Annotated in this window: 15 protein-coding genes; 7 read left to right on the forward strand and 8 right to left on the reverse strand. The window is 71.5% G+C overall.

Annotation, left to right across the window (positions count from 1 at the left end):
- Positions 1–14 precede the first annotated feature (14 nt).
- Positions 15–794: a class I SAM-dependent methyltransferase gene (locus ACQCO7_RS40695; protein ID WP_464076546.1), complete on the reverse strand. Its 780-nt coding sequence runs from the start codon at positions 792–794 to the stop codon at positions 15–17.
- 145 nt (positions 795–939) lie between these two features.
- On the opposite strand from ACQCO7_RS40695, the gene ACQCO7_RS40700 reads away from it, so the two are divergent.
- Positions 940–1,296, forward strand: a complete 357-nt coding sequence (locus ACQCO7_RS40700) for a helix-turn-helix domain-containing protein (protein ID WP_010356475.1) — start codon at positions 940–942, stop codon at positions 1,294–1,296.
- A 3-nt stretch (positions 1,297–1,299) separates the two neighbouring features.
- Here ACQCO7_RS40700 and ACQCO7_RS40705 read toward each other — a convergent pair whose 3' ends face one another.
- From ACQCO7_RS40705 to ACQCO7_RS40715, 3 genes are all read right to left on the reverse strand, one after another.
- Positions 1,300–1,890 carry a ClpP family protease gene (locus ACQCO7_RS40705; protein WP_464076547.1) on the reverse strand — a complete coding sequence of 197 codons (591 nt, stop codon included), beginning with the start codon at positions 1,888–1,890 and terminating at the stop codon, positions 1,300–1,302.
- Positions 1,891–1,892: 2 nt separating this feature from the next.
- Positions 1,893–2,519: an ATP-dependent Clp protease proteolytic subunit gene (locus ACQCO7_RS40710; RefSeq protein WP_464076548.1), complete on the reverse strand. Its 627-nt coding sequence runs from the start codon at positions 2,517–2,519 to the stop codon at positions 1,893–1,895.
- Positions 2,520–2,626: 107 nt separating this feature from the next.
- Positions 2,627–3,808 (reverse strand): epoxide hydrolase family protein, encoded by a 1,182-nt coding sequence (locus tag ACQCO7_RS40715; RefSeq protein ID WP_464076549.1) that lies wholly within the window; start codon positions 3,806–3,808, stop codon positions 2,627–2,629.
- 125 nt (positions 3,809–3,933) lie between these two features.
- On the opposite strand from ACQCO7_RS40715, the gene ACQCO7_RS40720 reads away from it, so the two are divergent.
- Positions 3,934–4,416 carry a VOC family protein gene (locus ACQCO7_RS40720; RefSeq protein ID WP_464076550.1) on the forward strand — a complete coding sequence of 161 codons (483 nt, stop codon included), beginning with the start codon at positions 3,934–3,936 and terminating at the stop codon, positions 4,414–4,416.
- 66 nt (positions 4,417–4,482) lie between these two features.
- Here the strand turns inward: ACQCO7_RS40720 and ACQCO7_RS40725 are convergent, their stop codons facing one another.
- From ACQCO7_RS40725 to ACQCO7_RS40735, 3 genes are all read right to left on the reverse strand, one after another.
- On the reverse strand, positions 4,483–5,361 hold the full coding sequence (locus ACQCO7_RS40725) for a geranyl diphosphate 2-C-methyltransferase (RefSeq protein WP_464076551.1): 879 nt from the start codon (positions 5,359–5,361) through the stop codon (positions 4,483–4,485).
- 62 nt (positions 5,362–5,423) lie between these two features.
- The gene (locus tag ACQCO7_RS40730) at positions 5,424–6,458 is read right to left on the reverse strand and encodes a family 2 encapsulin nanocompartment cargo protein terpene cyclase (RefSeq protein WP_464076552.1); all 1,035 of its coding nucleotides are present in this window, start codon (positions 6,456–6,458) and stop codon (positions 5,424–5,426) included.
- Positions 6,455–7,855, reverse strand: a complete 1,401-nt coding sequence (locus ACQCO7_RS40735) for a family 2B encapsulin nanocompartment shell protein (RefSeq protein ID WP_464076553.1) — start codon at positions 7,853–7,855, stop codon at positions 6,455–6,457. Before ACQCO7_RS40735 ends, ACQCO7_RS40730 begins: the two co-directional genes overlap by 4 nt.
- A gap of 309 nt (positions 7,856–8,164) precedes the next feature.
- On the opposite strand from ACQCO7_RS40735, the gene ACQCO7_RS40740 reads away from it, so the two are divergent.
- The 5 genes from ACQCO7_RS40740 to ACQCO7_RS40760 all read left to right on the forward strand — a co-directional run bounded on the left by ACQCO7_RS40740 (position 8,165) and on the right by ACQCO7_RS40760 (position 13,134).
- Complete coding sequence (locus ACQCO7_RS40740; RefSeq protein WP_464076554.1) at positions 8,165–8,962, forward strand: VOC family protein; 798 nt, start codon at positions 8,165–8,167, stop codon at positions 8,960–8,962.
- Complete coding sequence (locus ACQCO7_RS40745) at positions 8,959–9,657, forward strand: ribonuclease H family protein (protein WP_464076555.1); 699 nt, start codon at positions 8,959–8,961, stop codon at positions 9,655–9,657. Before ACQCO7_RS40740 ends, ACQCO7_RS40745 begins: the two co-directional genes overlap by 4 nt.
- A gap of 87 nt (positions 9,658–9,744) precedes the next feature.
- Complete coding sequence (locus ACQCO7_RS40750; RefSeq protein WP_464076556.1) at positions 9,745–10,935, forward strand: FAD-dependent monooxygenase; 1,191 nt, start codon at positions 9,745–9,747, stop codon at positions 10,933–10,935.
- A gap of 76 nt (positions 10,936–11,011) precedes the next feature.
- Complete coding sequence (locus tag ACQCO7_RS40755) at positions 11,012–12,532, forward strand: MFS transporter (protein ID WP_464076557.1); 1,521 nt, start codon at positions 11,012–11,014, stop codon at positions 12,530–12,532.
- Entirely contained in the window at positions 12,529–13,134 is a 606-nt protein-coding gene (locus tag ACQCO7_RS40760) for a TetR/AcrR family transcriptional regulator (RefSeq protein ID WP_464076558.1), read from the forward strand. The genes ACQCO7_RS40755 and ACQCO7_RS40760 overlap by 4 nt, the downstream gene beginning before the upstream one ends.
- Here ACQCO7_RS40760 and ACQCO7_RS40765 read toward each other — a convergent pair.
- Positions 13,116–14,789 carry a cholesterol oxidase substrate-binding domain-containing protein gene (locus ACQCO7_RS40765; protein ID WP_464076559.1) on the reverse strand — a complete coding sequence of 558 codons (1,674 nt, stop codon included), beginning with the start codon at positions 14,787–14,789 and terminating at the stop codon, positions 13,116–13,118. The two genes, ACQCO7_RS40760 and ACQCO7_RS40765, sit on opposite strands and share 19 nt — an antisense overlap.
- Positions 14,790–14,914: the final 125 nt, after the last annotated feature.

The following is a 14,914-nucleotide window of genomic DNA, read 5'->3' on the forward strand; positions in this document are numbered from 1 at the left end:
GCATGCGCCCCCGCTCACCCCAACGTGCGCCGAGCGGTGACGAGTTCGTGGAGATAGCGTTTGGTGACCGTGCCCCCGTACCGCGTGTCGATCAGCTCCCGCAGCGCCGCGAACAGCCCGTCACGTGACGGTTCGTCGAGCGCGAGGTGCCCGGAGTAGGTCAGCAGCACCTCCAGATAGCCGTCGGCGGTGTACGTGACGTCCTGGGTGAACCGGCGTACGGTCACGTCCTCATAGCTCGGTTCACGCTCGAACTCCGTGAGGTCCGCGCCGACTTCGGCGGCGTCCTTGAGGAGGAGGCCCGGCGGGGTCGCGGGGTCCCAGTGCTCGTAGTGGGGCTGCGAGTCGTGGAAGAACCCGGTGGTGCCGCCCGCGACATGGTCGGTCACCACCACCGCGAGCAGCCCGCCGGGCCTCAGCGCAGCCGCCGTCCGCGCCACCCGCGTCGCCGGGTCGAGCCAGTGGAACGCGGTCGCGCACGTCACCAGATCGAAGGACGCGGCGGGTGCCTCCCAGGTGTCGAAGTCGGCGGCCACGACCTCGGCCCGCGGCCGGTCCGCGAGGTTGCGGCGGGCCACGGCGGCGAGGGAGGCGCCGAGTTCCACGGCGGTCAGACGGCAGCCGGTCGCGGCGAGCGGGACCGTCAACTGGCCTGTCCCCGGCCCGATTTCGAGGACCCGGCTGCCTGGGCCGAGACCGGCTTCCGTGACGATCGTGTCGACCAGCGCCGAGGGGTAGCGGGGGCGCACCCGGTCGTAGCGCTCCGCCACGGTGTCGAAGGTCTCGCGCAGCATGGATGGTCCGCCTTTCGGGCTTTCGGGCTTGCGGGCTTTCGGGAGGATCCCGCAGTCTGCCGCCGCCCCCGGCACCTCCGCCCCCGGTTTTTCGCCGATGGCGGAACGCCGGGCTCAACAGGACCAAGACTTCTAGGCTGGGAAGGTGAGCAACCACGACGAGGCCCGAGTCATCCCCCTGGCCCCGCCCCGCGAGCCCCTCTGGCGGGACCTGGTCGGAGACGTCCTGCGGCGCGAGCGCCAGGCGCAGGAGCGCACCCTCAAGGACGTCGCCGACGCGGCCCGGATCTCCATGCCGTACCTCTCCGAGGTCGAGCGGGGCCGCAAGGAGGCGTCCTCCGAGGTCCTCGCCGCCGCCGCGCACGCCCTCGGCCTGTCCCTCGGCGACCTGCTCTCCCTGACGCGGGACGAACTGGTCAGGGTCACCGCGCGCCGCACCCCCGTGCACCGTCGCGCGGCGACCACTTCCTCCTCGTACAACGGCCTCTGCCTGGCCGCGTAAGGGTTACCGGCGGCTGAGCACCTCGTCCGCCAGCCCGTACGCCACCGCCTCCTGGGCCGTGAACACCTTGTCGCGGTCCATGTCGGCGTGCAGCGTCGCCGGGTCGTGGCCGGTGTGCCGGGCGAGGACCTCCTCGACCTGGGAGCGGATGCGGACCATTTCCTTCGCCTGGAGCGCGAGGTCCGACACCATCCCGCGCCGGCCGCCGCTCGCGGGCTGGCCCAGCAGGACGCGCGCGTGCTCCAGCACGAACCGGCGTCCCGGGTCGCCGCCGGCCAGCAGGACGGCCGCCGTGGACGCCGCCTGGCCGACGCAGAACGTGGAGATCGGGGCCTTGACGTACGACATCGTGTCGTAGATCGCCATCAGCGAAGTGAACGAGCCCCCGGGCGAGTTGATGTACAGGGCGATCTCGTTCTCCGGGGCCGCCGACTCCAGGTGCAGGAGCTGCGCGATCACCACGTTCGCCACGCCGTCGTCGATCTCCGTGCTGAGGAAGATGATCCGCTCCGACAGCAGCCGGCTGTAGATGTCGTACGACCGCTCGCCCTGCGGGGTGCGCTCGACGACGTACGGAATCGTGTAGCTGCTCATCGTCACAGTCCCATCCGTCGTGCCGGGGCCGCCGGGCGCAGGTCCGCCAGCGAGCGGACGATCCGGTCGACCATGCCGTACTCCCTGGCCTCCTCGGCCGTGAACCAGCGGTCGCGGTCGCCGTCGCGGGACACCGCCTCCTGGGGCTGGCCGGTGCGCTCCGCCGTGAGGCGTTCGATGGTCCGCTTCGTGTACTCCAGGTTCTCCGCCTGGATCTCGATGTCCGCGGTCGTGCCGCCGATCCCGGCGGACGGCTGGTGCATCATCACGCGGGCGTGCGGCAGCGCGTACCGCTTCCCGGGCGCGCCCACGGTCAGCAGGAACTGGCCCATGCTGGCCGCGAACCCCATGGCGAGCGTGGCCACGTCGTTCGGGACCAGCTGCATCGTGTCGTGGATCGCCAGCCCCGAATGGACCTCGCCGCCGGGGCTGTTGATGCACAGGACGATGTCCGCGCGCGGGTCCTCGGCGGCGAGGACGAGGAGCTGCGTGCACACGCGCTGCGCGGACACCTCGTCGACCTGCGTCCCCAGGAACACCATGCGCTGCGCGAGGAGCTGGCCCGCGAGGTGGTCGTCGAAACGGGTCGGCTGGGTGTCGCCGTCGGCGAGCGTGATCGGTGGAGTCATGGCCTCTCCCTGAGTGGGGCGGGTTGCGGTGACTCCACTCTCGACCGGGAACGGACCGGGTCAGCGGTTTCTCTGCCGTCGGCAGAGCGGCTCTGCCGAGAGCAGACTCAGCCCTCCCGCAGCTGCCGGAAGAACGCCCGTACGTCCCCCACCAGGAGATCCGGCTCCTCCAACGCCGGGAAGTGGCCACCCCGGTCGAACTCCGTCCAGCGGACCATGGTGTCCGTGCGGTCCGCGCGGTGCCGCAACGGGACCTGGAGCTCGTGCGGGAACAGCGCGAGCGCGGTCGGCGCGGTCGAGCGCTCGGCGGGCCGCGCGAAGCGGCCGGTCGTCGTGTGCGCGCGCTCGTAGTAGATGCGTGCGGCGGAGTTCGCCGTCCGGGTCAGCCAGTAGACCATCACGTTCGTCAGCAGCAGGTCGCGGCCGATCGCCTCCTCGGGGAGCTCCCTGGAGTCGGACCACTCGCGGAACTTCTCGATGATCCAGGCGAGTTGACCGACCGGCGAGTCGGTGAGGCCGTACCCGACGGTCTGCGGCCGGGTCGAGTTGAGCAGGGCGTACGCGGGTCCGTCGGCCATCCACGCGGACCAGCTCCGCCAGGACAGCAGCGTCCGTTCCCGCTCGGCGGGACTCAGCGCCGCCAGCTCCTCCTCGGTGGGTTCCGTCGTCTGCTGCGCTCCCGGCAGCAGGTTCAGGTGGACGCCGATGAGCCGCTCGGGGTGCGCGCGCCCCAGCTCCCGGGAGATGGCGGAACCCCAGTCCCCGCCCTGCGCACCGAACCGCTCGTACCCGAGGCGCGTCATCAGCTCGGCCCACGCGTCCGCGATCCGGCCCGCCTCCCAGCCGCTCTCGGTGGTCGGCCCGGAGAACCCGAACCCGGGGATGCCCGGGACGACGACATGGAAGGCGTCGGCCGCGTCCCCGCCGTGCGCGACGGGATCGGTGAGCGGTCCGACGACGTCCAGGAACTCGACGATGGACCCCGGCCAGCCGTGCGTGAGGATCAGCGGCGTCGCGTCGGGTTCGGGGGAGCGGATGTGCGCGAAGTGGACGGTGGCGCCGTCGATCGTGGTCGTGAACTGCGGCCAGGCGTTCAGCCGTGCCTCGGCCGCGCGCCAGTCGTACACATGCCGCCAGTGGTGGACCAACTCTCGCAGATAGTCCACCGGAACCCCGTACGACCATCCCGAACCGGGGATCTCGGCAGGCCAGCGGGCGCGGTCGAGGCGGTCGTGGAGGTCGTCGAGGTCGGCCTGGGGGATGTCGATGCGGAACGGCTGGATCGTCATGATCCCGATGCTAGGCCGGGGCGCGTACGGCCGGCGCGGAAGTTTTTTCCGGCGGAACGATGAGTTTCCGGCGGCGGTCCGGTCCCTACCCACGACCGTGTCGTCCACGACCTTGGGGAGCACCCATGACCACCGACGGATTCACCACCTGCCTCTGGTTCGACGACCAGGCGGAGGACGCCGCGCACTACTACGTCTCGGTCTTCAAGAACTCCAGCATCGGCAAGGTGTCCCGCTACCCCGAGGGCGCCCCGCAGCCCGCCGGCACCGTCCTGACCGCGGAGTTCACCGCGAACGGCCAGCGGTTCGTGGCCCTCAACGGCGGACCCCAGTTCACGTTCAACGAGTCGATCTCCTTCCAGATCCTGTGCGCGGACCAGGAAGAGGTCGACCACTACTGGAACAAGCTGACCGCGGACGGCGGCGAACCCGGCCCCTGCGGGTGGCTGAAGGACAGGTTCGGGCTCTCCTGGCAGGTCGTCCCCACCCGGTTCATGGAGATCTTCCAGGGCTCCGACGAGGGCCGCTCCGCCCGCGTCATGGCGGCCATGATGAAGATGGGCAAGCTCGACATCGCCGCCCTGGAGAAGGCGGCCGAGGAGGAGTGACCCGGCGCGCGGCACGGAGAAGCTCCGGTCAGGCCGTACGGCCCGGCCGGAGCCCCGCGCGGCACGTCAGACGCGGTCCGCGACGATCATCAGGTACTGGAAACTGCCGTTGCGGTACGCCGTCAGGAACGTTTCTTCGATCCCGGTGACCAGATGGTCCGCCTGCGCGCGCAGCTCCCAGTAGGGGAGCGCCGCCTGCGTGAGGTCCTCGACATGGACCGGCACCAGCCGGTTCTTCGCCATCGCCCGGAAGTACTCCGAACGCGGGTGGATGTCGCAGATGTAGTGCGCGTTGATCAGCGACACCTCGCGCGACGCCTGCCCGTACGTGTCGTTGTAGCAGCCGGTGATCGTGACGTACCGGCCGCCCCGGCGCAGCAGCCGCGCGTGCTCGGCGAAGAGCAGGTCCAGCTCGACGTACATCGTCGACTCGTTGTTCCAGGACGCCGCGTACGCGCCCGTCTCGAAGCCGGTGTCCAGCATGTTGCGGGTGTGGTAGACGACCTTGTCGTCGATACCCCGCTTGCGGGCCTGCGCGTTGGCGAACTCCGCCTGCTTCGCGGAGAGCGTCACGCCGTCCGCGCCGCAGCCGTACCGCAGGTGCGCGGTGACGCTGCCACCGCCGCGCCCGCAGCCCGCGTCGAAGACCCGGTCCTCGGCGGTCAGCGGGCCCAGCTTGGAAGCCAGCAGCTCGGCCTGCGCGTGTTCGAGGCGGTGCAGCTCGGCCGTGAGGCGCTCGCGGCGCTGGACGGGATCGGGGTCGTCGAGGACGCTCCAGTCGGCGTCGCCGATGCCGTAGTGGTGGTGGTACAGGTCGTCGATCCGGCCCAGGTCGAGGTTGACCGGGTTCTCCTCGGCGTTCCAGTAGTCCGCGATCCGGGTCTGGTAGACGGACTGGGTGGGCACCGAGGCGAGACGGGGTCCGGCGTCGTGGGCAGTGGTCAACGGTTGCTCCTCTGTCGTGCGGTGAACAGGTCGTGCCGCGGCCGGCCGGAGCCGGCCGGGTCTCACCAGTAGTCGGGCAGGTGGTAGCGGTGGGTGTTGGTGGCGTGCCACTCGTGGTTGCCCGCCACCCAGTCGTCCAGGCTCCGCGCGTAGCGCTCCGCGAGCGGCGACACCGCCCCGAGCAGGGCGGATTCCGCCTCGAACTCCTCCATGATCCGGTTGTGGATCTCGACCGCCTTGAGATAGGCGGCCTTCAGGCCCCGCTTGTCGTTCGCGGCGATGACCTGCGGGAGGTTGAGGTGCTCGGGGTCGGTGGCCAGCTCCTTGGTGAAGGAGTACAGGTCGTTGACGAGGGTCGTCGCGTTCGACGCGAGCGCGGTGATCCGCTGGATCTCGGGCCGGACGTAGATCTGCTCCGGCAGCTCGTACCCGTCGACCGCGTCCACGATCGACAGACAGGGCCGGAAGTTGTTGAACTGGCGCATCACCAGGTACTCCCAGACCTTCGGGACGTACCCGGTCTGCGCCCAGGCCGCCTCGCCGAGGTAGCCGAGGTGCAGCCGCGCCATGTCGTGCACGTACCGGTCCGCCTGGCTCGGCGTCGAGAGCGCCGCGTAGTCCTTCATGGCCCAGAAGTACGAGCGCAGCGGGCTGTCCGCCTGCATCCCCGCGTGCCACTCCTCGGTGAGGTCCGCCGGGCCGTGGAAGGGGTCCAGGGCCGACTGCGCGATGACGAGCCGCCCCCCGAGCCCGGCCGCCGAGCCGCCCCGGCCCTCGGCCTCCTCGCAGTAGCAGTCGTCGACGATGTTCTCGGCGAGCAGCAGCTTCCCGGCCGCCACCAGCCGCTCGACGTCGAGGGCGTTCGGGTGCTGGAGGACGACGGCCCGGCCGAACTGGAAGCCGGAGAAGTCGCCGTGCCACTCCGGCGGGAACAGCTCCAGCTCACCCGCCCACTCCTCCAGCCGGCGGTCCACCTCCGCCGCCTTCACCGGGTCGGCGGGCTCCACCTGGCGGTACTTCAGACCGGGGACGGCACCGGTCCGCCTGGCGTTCAGCGGCCGGAAGGGGGCGGGGGGCCCGGGAGGCGCGTAGCTCACTGCGACCGTCCGATCTGTACGTTCTCCAGGATCCCGACCGCGTCCGGCGTCAGCACCGCCATCGAGTAGTACGCGGTGACGAGGTAGCGGATGATCGCGTTCTGGTCGATGCCCATGAACCGCACGTTCAGGCCCGGCTGGTACTCCTCCGGGATGCCCGTCTGGTACAGGCCGACGACGCCCTGGTCCTCCTCGCCGGTGCGCAGCGCGATGATGCTGGTCGTCAGGTCCTTGCCGACCGGGATCTTGCCGCACGGGAAGATCGGCACCCCCCGCCACGCGGGCACGTGATGGCCGTTCACCTCGGCCGGGGCCGGCATCAGACCGCGCCGGTTGAGCTGCCGGAAGAACGCCGCGATCGCCTTGGGATGCGCCAGGAACAGCTTCGTCCTGCGCCGCATCGACAGCAGCTCGTCCATGTCGTCCGGCGTCGGCGGGCCACTGGACGTGGGGATGCGCTGGTCGTAGTCCGTGTTGTGCAGGAGCCCGAACTCCCGGTTGTTGACCAGCTCCCACTCCTGGCGCTCCCGGATCTCCTCCACCGTCAGCCGCAGCTGCTGGTGGGTCTGGTCCATCGGCTCGTTGTAGAGGTCGGCGACCCGGGTGTGGACCTTCAGGATCGTCTGGGTCAGCGACAACTCGTACTCGCGCGGCGAGAGTTCGTAGTCCACGAACCCGGCGTCGATCGTCGGCTCCCCGACATGCCCCGACCGGAGCGGGATCTCCGCCTCGCCCCTGCGGTTCACCGGCAGCCGCTGTCTCGCCGCGTACGCCGCGAAGTGCGCCGCCAGCGACGGCACACGCGCGGTCAGCTCCCGTACGGCGTCCGACGGCAGCGTCAGCACGACGCCCGCCGTGTCCGCGCGCACCGACGCGCTCCACAGCGGGTCCGGCGCCCCGATGGCATCGCCGCCCAGCTGGTCGCCCCCGGAGACGACGCCGACGACCTCCTCCTCGCCGTACGCCCCCGCCGTGAACCGCGTGAACCGGCCGTGCGCCACCACGTACGCCTCGGCGGCCGGCTGCCCCGCCGCGCACAGCACCTCGCCCGCGCGCACCTCGCGCGCGGTGAACCGGCCCGCCAGCTCCCGCAGCACCCCGACATCGCCGTAGCCGCGCAGCGGGGCGAGTTCGGTGAGGGTCTCGGGGATGATCCGGACGTCGTCCGCGCCGTTGTGCTCGAACCGGACCCGGCCCCGCCCCACCGTCAGCTGGAGCCGCCGGTTGACGCGGTAGGTGCCGCCCCGCACGTCGATCCAGGGCAGCGAGCGGATCAGCCAGCGCGAGCTGATGCCCCGCATCTGCGGTTCGGACTTGGTGACCGTGGCGAGCTGCCGCGCGGCCCGGGTGCCGAGACTGGTGAGCGGGGCGGTGGTGACACCGTCCGGTGTGGACACATTCACTCCCGTGAGCTGGACAGAGCAGGCTCCCGCCGTCGCCGGCCGGATGCGTACGAGCAGCCAATCCGGTCGTACGACGAACGTGCACCGGCGTTCGGGGGTGGCGCCTTCGCACGCCGGTCGCACGGACGGATCGGCGGAAGCGGAAACCGTGATCCACCACGCCCCCGCGTCACCCTCAAGGGGAATATGCGGAACGTCCGGTTCTGTGTTAGAGGTTCTGTCGACAGCGTTCGCGGTGCGGCCCGGCGGGTACGTGGCTAGCGTGGGACCCAGACCTGTCGGCCGATCGGAAGGGGCGCGGTCATGGCCGTGCAGCCCGAGGGAACGCCCTGCTGGGCGGATGCGATGTTCACGGACGTCGAAGGCGCGAAGAGCTTCTACGGCGACGTCCTCGGCTGGACCTTCGGCGAGGCGGCGTCGGAGTTCGGCAGCTACACGCAGGCGTACGTGAACGGCAAGGCGGTCGCCGCCGTCGTACCGCCCATGCCCGGTCAGGAGGGCGTCTCCCAGTGGTGCCTGTACCTCGCCTCGGCGGACGCCGCCGCGACCGCCGCGAAGATCAGCGAGCACGGCGGGGAGGTGCTGATGGAGCCCATGCGGGTCGGTGACTTCGGCAGCATGTGCCTGGCGCGCGACCCCGGCGGCGCCGTCTTCGGGGTCTGGCAGGCCGGGACCCACGAGGGCTTCGAGGCGGTGGCCGTGCCCGGCGCGTACTGCTGGGCCGAGGTCTTCACGCGGGAGCCCGAGAAGACGGACGCGTTCTTCCCGGCCGTCTTCGGCTACCGGGTCAAGGAGATGGCCGACGACGCGGTCGACTTCCGCATCTACCAGCTCGGCGACGCCATGGTGATGGGCCGCATGAAGATGGGGGAGGAGTTCCCGCCGCAGGTCCCGTCGTACGTCAACGTCTACTTCACCGTCGACGACTGCGACGCTGCCGTGAAGCGCGCTGTCGACGCCGGCGGCATCCTCCGGTTCGGGCCGATGACCATGGCTTTCGGGCGGTTCGCGGCACTCAGCGACCCCCAGGGCGCGAGCTTCTCCGTGATCGACGTGACGACGACGGAGGGGGAACAGCCGACGCTCACCGACGTGGCATGATCGAGTGCATGCGTGAACGACTGGTGGCCGCGTGCGACGGTGCTTCGAAGGGCAATCCCGGACCTGCCGGCTGGGCGTGGGTGGTCTCCGACGACGCCTCGACCCCGGCCCGCTGGGAAGCGGGACCGCTCGGCAAGGCCACCAACAACGTCGCCGAACTCACCGCGCTGGAACGGCTGCTGACCGCCACCGACCCTGACGTACCCCTTGAGGTGCGGATGGACTCGCAGTACGCGATGAAGGCGGTCACCACCTGGCTGCCCGGCTGGAAGCGCAACGGCTGGAAGACGTCCGGCGGCAAGCCCGTCGCCAACCAGGACCTCGTCGTCCGCATCGACGAACTCCTCGGCGGGCGCACCGTCGAGTTCCGCTACGTCGCCGCGCACCAGGTCGACGGGGACCCCCTCAACGACTTCGCGGACCGCGCCGCCAGCCAGGCGGCGATCGTGCAGGAGGCGGCGGGGAGCGAACTCGGCTCGCCCGAGCCGCCGCCGTCGTCGATGACGCCGTCGTCCGGGGGCGCCAAGCGCGCGGGCAAGCCGGCCCGGAAGCCGGCCGGTTCCTCTTCCCGCACCATCAAGGCCAAGTTCCCGGGCCGCTGCCTCTGCGGACGCTCCTACGCGGCCGGCGAGGACATCGCGAAGAACGGTTCGGGCTGGGGTCACCCGGAGTGCCGCGCGGAGGCTACCGGCTGACAGCACCTCGTGTCGCACGTGCGCTGAACGACGCCCACCGGCTGCTACCCTGCGTCGTCACTTGCCCACGTTCGGTCAATTTCAGAGGTGTGCGTGAAGGTCGCCTGCGTCGGTGGCGGGCCCGCCGGCCTGTATCTCTCGATCCTGCTCAAGCGACGGAACCCGTCGTACGACATCACCGTCCACGAACGCAATCCGGAGGGCTCGACCTACGGCTGGGGCGTCACCTACTGGCGTGAACTCCTGGAGAAGCTCCACCAGTACGACCCCGAGTCCGCCCGCGAGATCGACGCCGCGTCCGTCCGCTGGACCGAGGGCGTCGCCCACATCCGCGGCACCGCCACCCGCCAGCCCGGCGACGAGGGGCACGGCATCGGCCGCCACCGGATGCTGGAGATCCTCGCGGCCCGCGCCCGCGACCTCGGGGTCCGGCTGGAGTTCGAGTCCGAGATCGACGGCCTCCCCGACGCCGACCTGGTCGTCGCGGCCGACGGCGTCCACAGCTCCTCGCGCACCCGGCACGGCGCCGGCTTCGGCACCGACCTCGTCGACGGCCGCAACGCCTACGTCTGGCTCGGCACCACCAAGGTCTTCCCCACCTTCACGTTCGCGTTCGTCGAGACCGAGCACGGCTGGGTGTGGTGCTACGGCTATCCCTACGACGACGGCCACAGCACCTGCGTCATCGAGTGCGCCCCCGAGACGGTCGCGGGCCTCGGTCTCGACGGGGACGACAGCCTTCCGGTGCTGGAGAAGCTGTTCGCGCACATCCTCGACGGGCACGGGCTGATCGGCCGCGAACCCGGTCCCTGGCCGGTGTTCCGCACGCTCACCAACCGGACCTGGCATCAGGGGAACGTCGTCCTGCTCGGCGATGCCGCGCACACGACGCACTATTCCATCGGCGCGGGGACGACTCTCGCGCTGGAGGACGCGATGGCGCTGGCCGATGCCCTCGGCTCCGGTGATGACCTGCCGTCCGCACTCGCCGCGTACGAGAGGGAGCGCAAGGCGGCGCTCCTGTCGACGCAGAGCGCCGCCCGGTACAGCGCCCAGTGGTACGAGAACCTCGCGCGGTACATCGATCTGCCGCCGGAGCAGATGTTCGCCCTGCTGGGACAGCGGCACTCGCCGTTGCTGCCGTACGTGCCGCCGCAGTTGTACTACCGGCTGGACCGGGCGGCCGGGTCGCTGGAGGCGCTGCGGCGGTTCAAGCGGTGGCTGGGGCCGGTGGTGGCCCGGGGCGTGCACGCGCGGGTGCTGACGTCGAAGAAGTGAGCGGCTTGCGGTGAATGGCGATTCACCCCTACGGTGAATCGCCATTCACCCTATTCTCGCCGCCGCTGGAGACCCCATGGCCTCGCCCGTCCCGATACCCGTCACCAGGCCGGACGGTCCGCGCGGCCGGTTCACCGTCCCGGTCCTGGCCTACGGCGGCATCCTCATGGCCGTCATGCAGACGGTCGTGATCCCCCTCCTGCCCGACCTGCCCCGCCTGACGCACTCCTCCCCGGCCGCCGTGTCCTGGATGGTCACCGCCTCCCTCCTCTCCGGCGCCGTCCTCACCCCCGTCCTCGGCCGCGCCGGCGACATGTACGGCAAGCGGCGCGTCCTCCTGCTGTCGTTCGCGCTCCTCGCGATCGGCTCGGTGATCTGCGCGCTCACCTCCCAGATCGGCATCCTCATCGCGGCGCGCGCTCTCCAGGGCGCGGCCTCCGCGGTCGTCCCGCTCTCGATCAGCGTCCTGCGCGACGAACTCCCGGCGGAGAGGCGGGGATCGGCCGTCGCCCTGATGAGTTCCACCGTCGGCATCGGCGCCGCGCTGGGCCTGCCGGCCGCCGCCGTCGTCATCCAGTACGCCGACTGGCACGTCATGTTCTGGGTCACCGCGGCGCTCGGCGCGCTCGGCGTCGTGCTGATCCGGTGGGCGGTGCCGGAGTCGCCGGTCCGTGAGCCGGGGCGGTTCGACGTGACCGGCGCGCTCGGGCTCGCGGCGGGGCTCGTGTGCCTGCTGCTCGGGGTGTCGCAGGGCGGTCAGTGGGGGTGGGGGAGCGGACGCATCGTCGGCCTGTTCGTCGCCGCCGGGGTGATCCTCGCGCTGTGGTGGTGGCAGCAACTGCGGGGCGAGCGGCCCCTGGTGGACCTGCGGCTCGTGACCCGCCCCAGCGTGGGCCTCTCCCATGTCGCCGCGCTGCTCACCGGGTTCGCGTTCTACGCCAACTCCCTCGTGACCGCGCAGCTCGTGCAGGCGCCGAAGGCCACCGGGTACGGGCTCGGCCTCACCATCGTCGAGACCGGCCTCGTCCTGCTGCCCGGCGGCGTCATCATGCTGCTGATCTCCCCGCTCTCCGCCCGCTTCTCGGCGGCACGCGGACCCCGGCTCACCCTCGCCCTCGGCGCGGCGGTCATCGCCTGCGGGTACGCCGTACGGATCGCCGACAGCCACTCCCTGTGGATGATCATGATCGGCGCGGCGGTGGTGTCGGTCGGTACGACGCTCGCGTACTCGGCGCTGCCGTCGCTGATCCTGCGGGCGGTCCCCGCGAACCAGACGGCGTCCGCGAACGGGGTGAACGTCCTGATGCGGACCATCGGGCAGGCGGTGTCGAGCGCGGCGGTCGCGGCTGTGCTGGTCCATCACGCGGGGACGGTGGGCGGGGTGCCGGTGCCGACGCTGCACGGGTACCTGCTCGCGTTCGGGGTCGCGGGCGTGGTGGCGCTGGGGGCGAGTGCGGTGGCGCTGACGATTCCGGGGGGCGGGAAGGAGGGGGAACCGGAGGCTTCGGGTGAGGTTTCCGAGGACGAGGAGGAGGAGCCCGGCGGCGAGCCGAGTGAGAGCCGCGAGGCGCCGGACGAGGTCCGGGAGGGAGCATGAGGGACGTGACGACTCCACCCTCGGCCACAGAAGCCACCGCCCCCCGCCGCGACGCCGAAGCCACCCGCGCCGCCATCCTCCGCGCCGCCCGCTACCTCATGGCCCGCCGCTCGCACACCGACATCACCCTCAAGGCCGTCGCCGAACGCGCGGGCGTCAGCGCGCCCCTGGTGCTCAAGTACTTCGGCAACAAGGACGCCCTCTTCGCCCGCGTGATGTCCTTCGAGGCCGATGTCGAGGCCCTGCTCGACGCGCCTGTGGAGGACCTCGGCCCGCACATGGTCCGCCACGTCGTCACGGGCCAGCGCGAGCGCGGTGCCGACCCGGTCCTCAGGATCGTGTTCGCCTCCTACCAGGGCGAGGACGGTGACGTCCTGCGCGCCAACTTCCGCGCCCAGGTCACCGGCCGCCTCGCCGCCCGCCTCCCCGGCCCGGACGCCGCCCTGCGCGCGGAACTCGCCCTCGCGACCCTCCTGGGCCTCGGCGTCATGAACGGCATCGCGCGCGGCGCCGCCGTCCGTGTCACCCCGGTCGAGGAGATCGTCGCCCGCTACGGCCCGACGGTCCAGGCGCACCTCACGCCTCACGGGAACAGCCGCTGATGCAGGGGCGCCCTGAACACCCCGTGCGGATCGAGCCGTCGGAGCGTCCCGGCGGCCTCGCCCCACGCGGCGCCGTACGACGCGGGAACGGCCGTCCCCAGCACCTCGGGGTCGGCCCACGCTTCCTGGGCCGTGTACCCCCACCCCTTCGACCACTCGACCCGCGCCAACGCGTCCGTCCCGTCGAACGAGGCCAGCAGGAACCGCTCCAGCTCCCGGTAGAACTCCTCGGCGTGCGGAGTCCCCGGCAGCGTGAGGATGTCCAGCCAGACGGCCGTGTCCCACTCGGGCCGGCCGGGGACGGGACTCAGCGCGGAGATCAACGGCGCCCGCGCGCCCGCGTGTTCGGCGTCGGCGGGGTCGTCGAGGCCGGTCACGCGGATCTCGACGGCCCCGTTGACCGGGAACCGCCCCCGCGCGGCGTACGCGTCGAGCTGCCTGCGGTAGAAGTCCGCGAACTCCCGCACCACGCGCTGTATCCGATCCCGTGAGGTGAGGATCGCGTACCCGTTCGCGTGCACCCGCAGAGTCGTCGGCCGGACGTACAGCAGCGTGTTCTTCGACGGCCCCCACAGGTCCGCCGACAGCGTCGCCGTGAGCCCCAGCACCGCCGCGTCGAGCTGTGCGTTGCCGAGAACCGGCGCGAGATACCAGGCCGCGTCCGCGACGAGCCGCCCGGCGAGGTCGGCGACGAGGGTCGGGAGGGTGTCGGAGAAGGGGTAGTTGTACGGCGAGTTCACCCGCCGCGACAGCAGCGGCTTGACCGGCTCCACGCTCCACGTCTTGAGCCACGGGAACTCGGTGAACGGGAACCAGATCGCCTCCACACGCCCGGCGGAGTCCACGAAGTCCGCGAACGTCCGCCCGCTCTCCCCGAACAGCTCCTTCGCCGGGATGTCCGTCCGGCTCACGCACCGCAGATTGCTGTTCGCCTCCACCCGGAGCACGGCCTCGACGACGAGCGCCCGCCCCAGATGCGTCAGCAGGGCCGCGCAGTCCGCCTCGTCACGGCTGAAGGTCCGCAGCGCGTACGCCTGCCCGTCCCACACGACCGCCGTCACCGACAGCACCCGGTTGCTCAGCGACCCGTACGTCCGCCCCGGCGACCGGCTCTCCCCGCGCGCGGGAACGGCCGTCCCGTGCCCGTCGATCGCGAGGACCCCGCCCAGCGTCAGATCGCCGGGAGCCGGAGCGGCCGTCACGCCGAGGCCGTGGTCCTCCAGGAACCCCAGCAGCGTCTCCATGCGCACGCCGGTCCCCGCGCGGACGGAGGTGGGGGAGTCGAGGGCGAGGCCGGTGAAGCGGGAGGTGTCGAGGAGCAGGATCTTCGCGTCCGCCGGGGTGTCCTCGGCGAGCGTCAGCGGCGCCCAGCCGTGCGAGGCGCCCCGGGCGCGGACCGTCCAGCCCTGCGCGTGCGCCCAGTTGACGGCGGCGACCGCCTGCGCGGGGGTCTCGGGGACGCAGGCCCACAGGCCCACGGCGACGATCGTGCCGTCCCAGTTGCGGTAGGCGGTGCGGCGCAGGTCCACCTCGGACGGGAAGCCGGGCAGCTCCGAGGAGGCGGCAGCCGGATCGGCGGCCAGCAGCACCAGGAGGGCGGCGCCGCCGCCGAGGAAGCCGCGGCGGCTGGGGAGGTTCACGAGGCGATCAGTCACAAGATCACGGTAAGCGCATACGTCCGTATATCGGCCATCTGGCCGAACGGATCACCCGTACGAGTGACGGACCTTCATACGACGCCCCCGTTACCGCCCCGACCGGCCCTGATGACAGACTGCGC

The organism is Streptomyces saintjeani, assembly GCF_055409605.1.

Excerpts from the sequence above, each read along its gene's own strand:
- ACQCO7_RS40695 (WP_464076546.1), bottom strand. The coding sequence starts at position 794 with ATGCTGCGCGAGACCTTCGACACCGTGGCGGAGCGCTACGACCGGGTG.
- ACQCO7_RS40705 (WP_464076547.1), bottom strand. The coding sequence starts at position 1,890 with ATGAGCAGCTACACGATTCCGTACGTCGTCGAGCGCACCCCGCAGGGC.
- ACQCO7_RS40710 (WP_464076548.1), bottom strand. The coding sequence starts at position 2,519 with ATGACTCCACCGATCACGCTCGCCGACGGCGACACCCAGCCGACCCGT.
- ACQCO7_RS40715 (WP_464076549.1), bottom strand. The coding sequence starts at position 3,808 with ATGACGATCCAGCCGTTCCGCATCGACATCCCCCAGGCCGACCTCGAC.
- ACQCO7_RS40720 (WP_464076550.1), top strand. The coding sequence starts at position 3,934 with ATGACCACCGACGGATTCACCACCTGCCTCTGGTTCGACGACCAGGCG.
- ACQCO7_RS40740 (WP_464076554.1), top strand. The coding sequence starts at position 8,165 with ATGGCCGTGCAGCCCGAGGGAACGCCCTGCTGGGCGGATGCGATGTTC.
- ACQCO7_RS40745 (WP_464076555.1), top strand. The coding sequence starts at position 8,959 with ATGATCGAGTGCATGCGTGAACGACTGGTGGCCGCGTGCGACGGTGCT.
- ACQCO7_RS40755 (WP_464076557.1), top strand. The coding sequence starts at position 11,012 with ATGGCCTCGCCCGTCCCGATACCCGTCACCAGGCCGGACGGTCCGCGC.
- ACQCO7_RS40760 (WP_464076558.1), top strand. The coding sequence starts at position 12,529 with ATGAGGGACGTGACGACTCCACCCTCGGCCACAGAAGCCACCGCCCCC.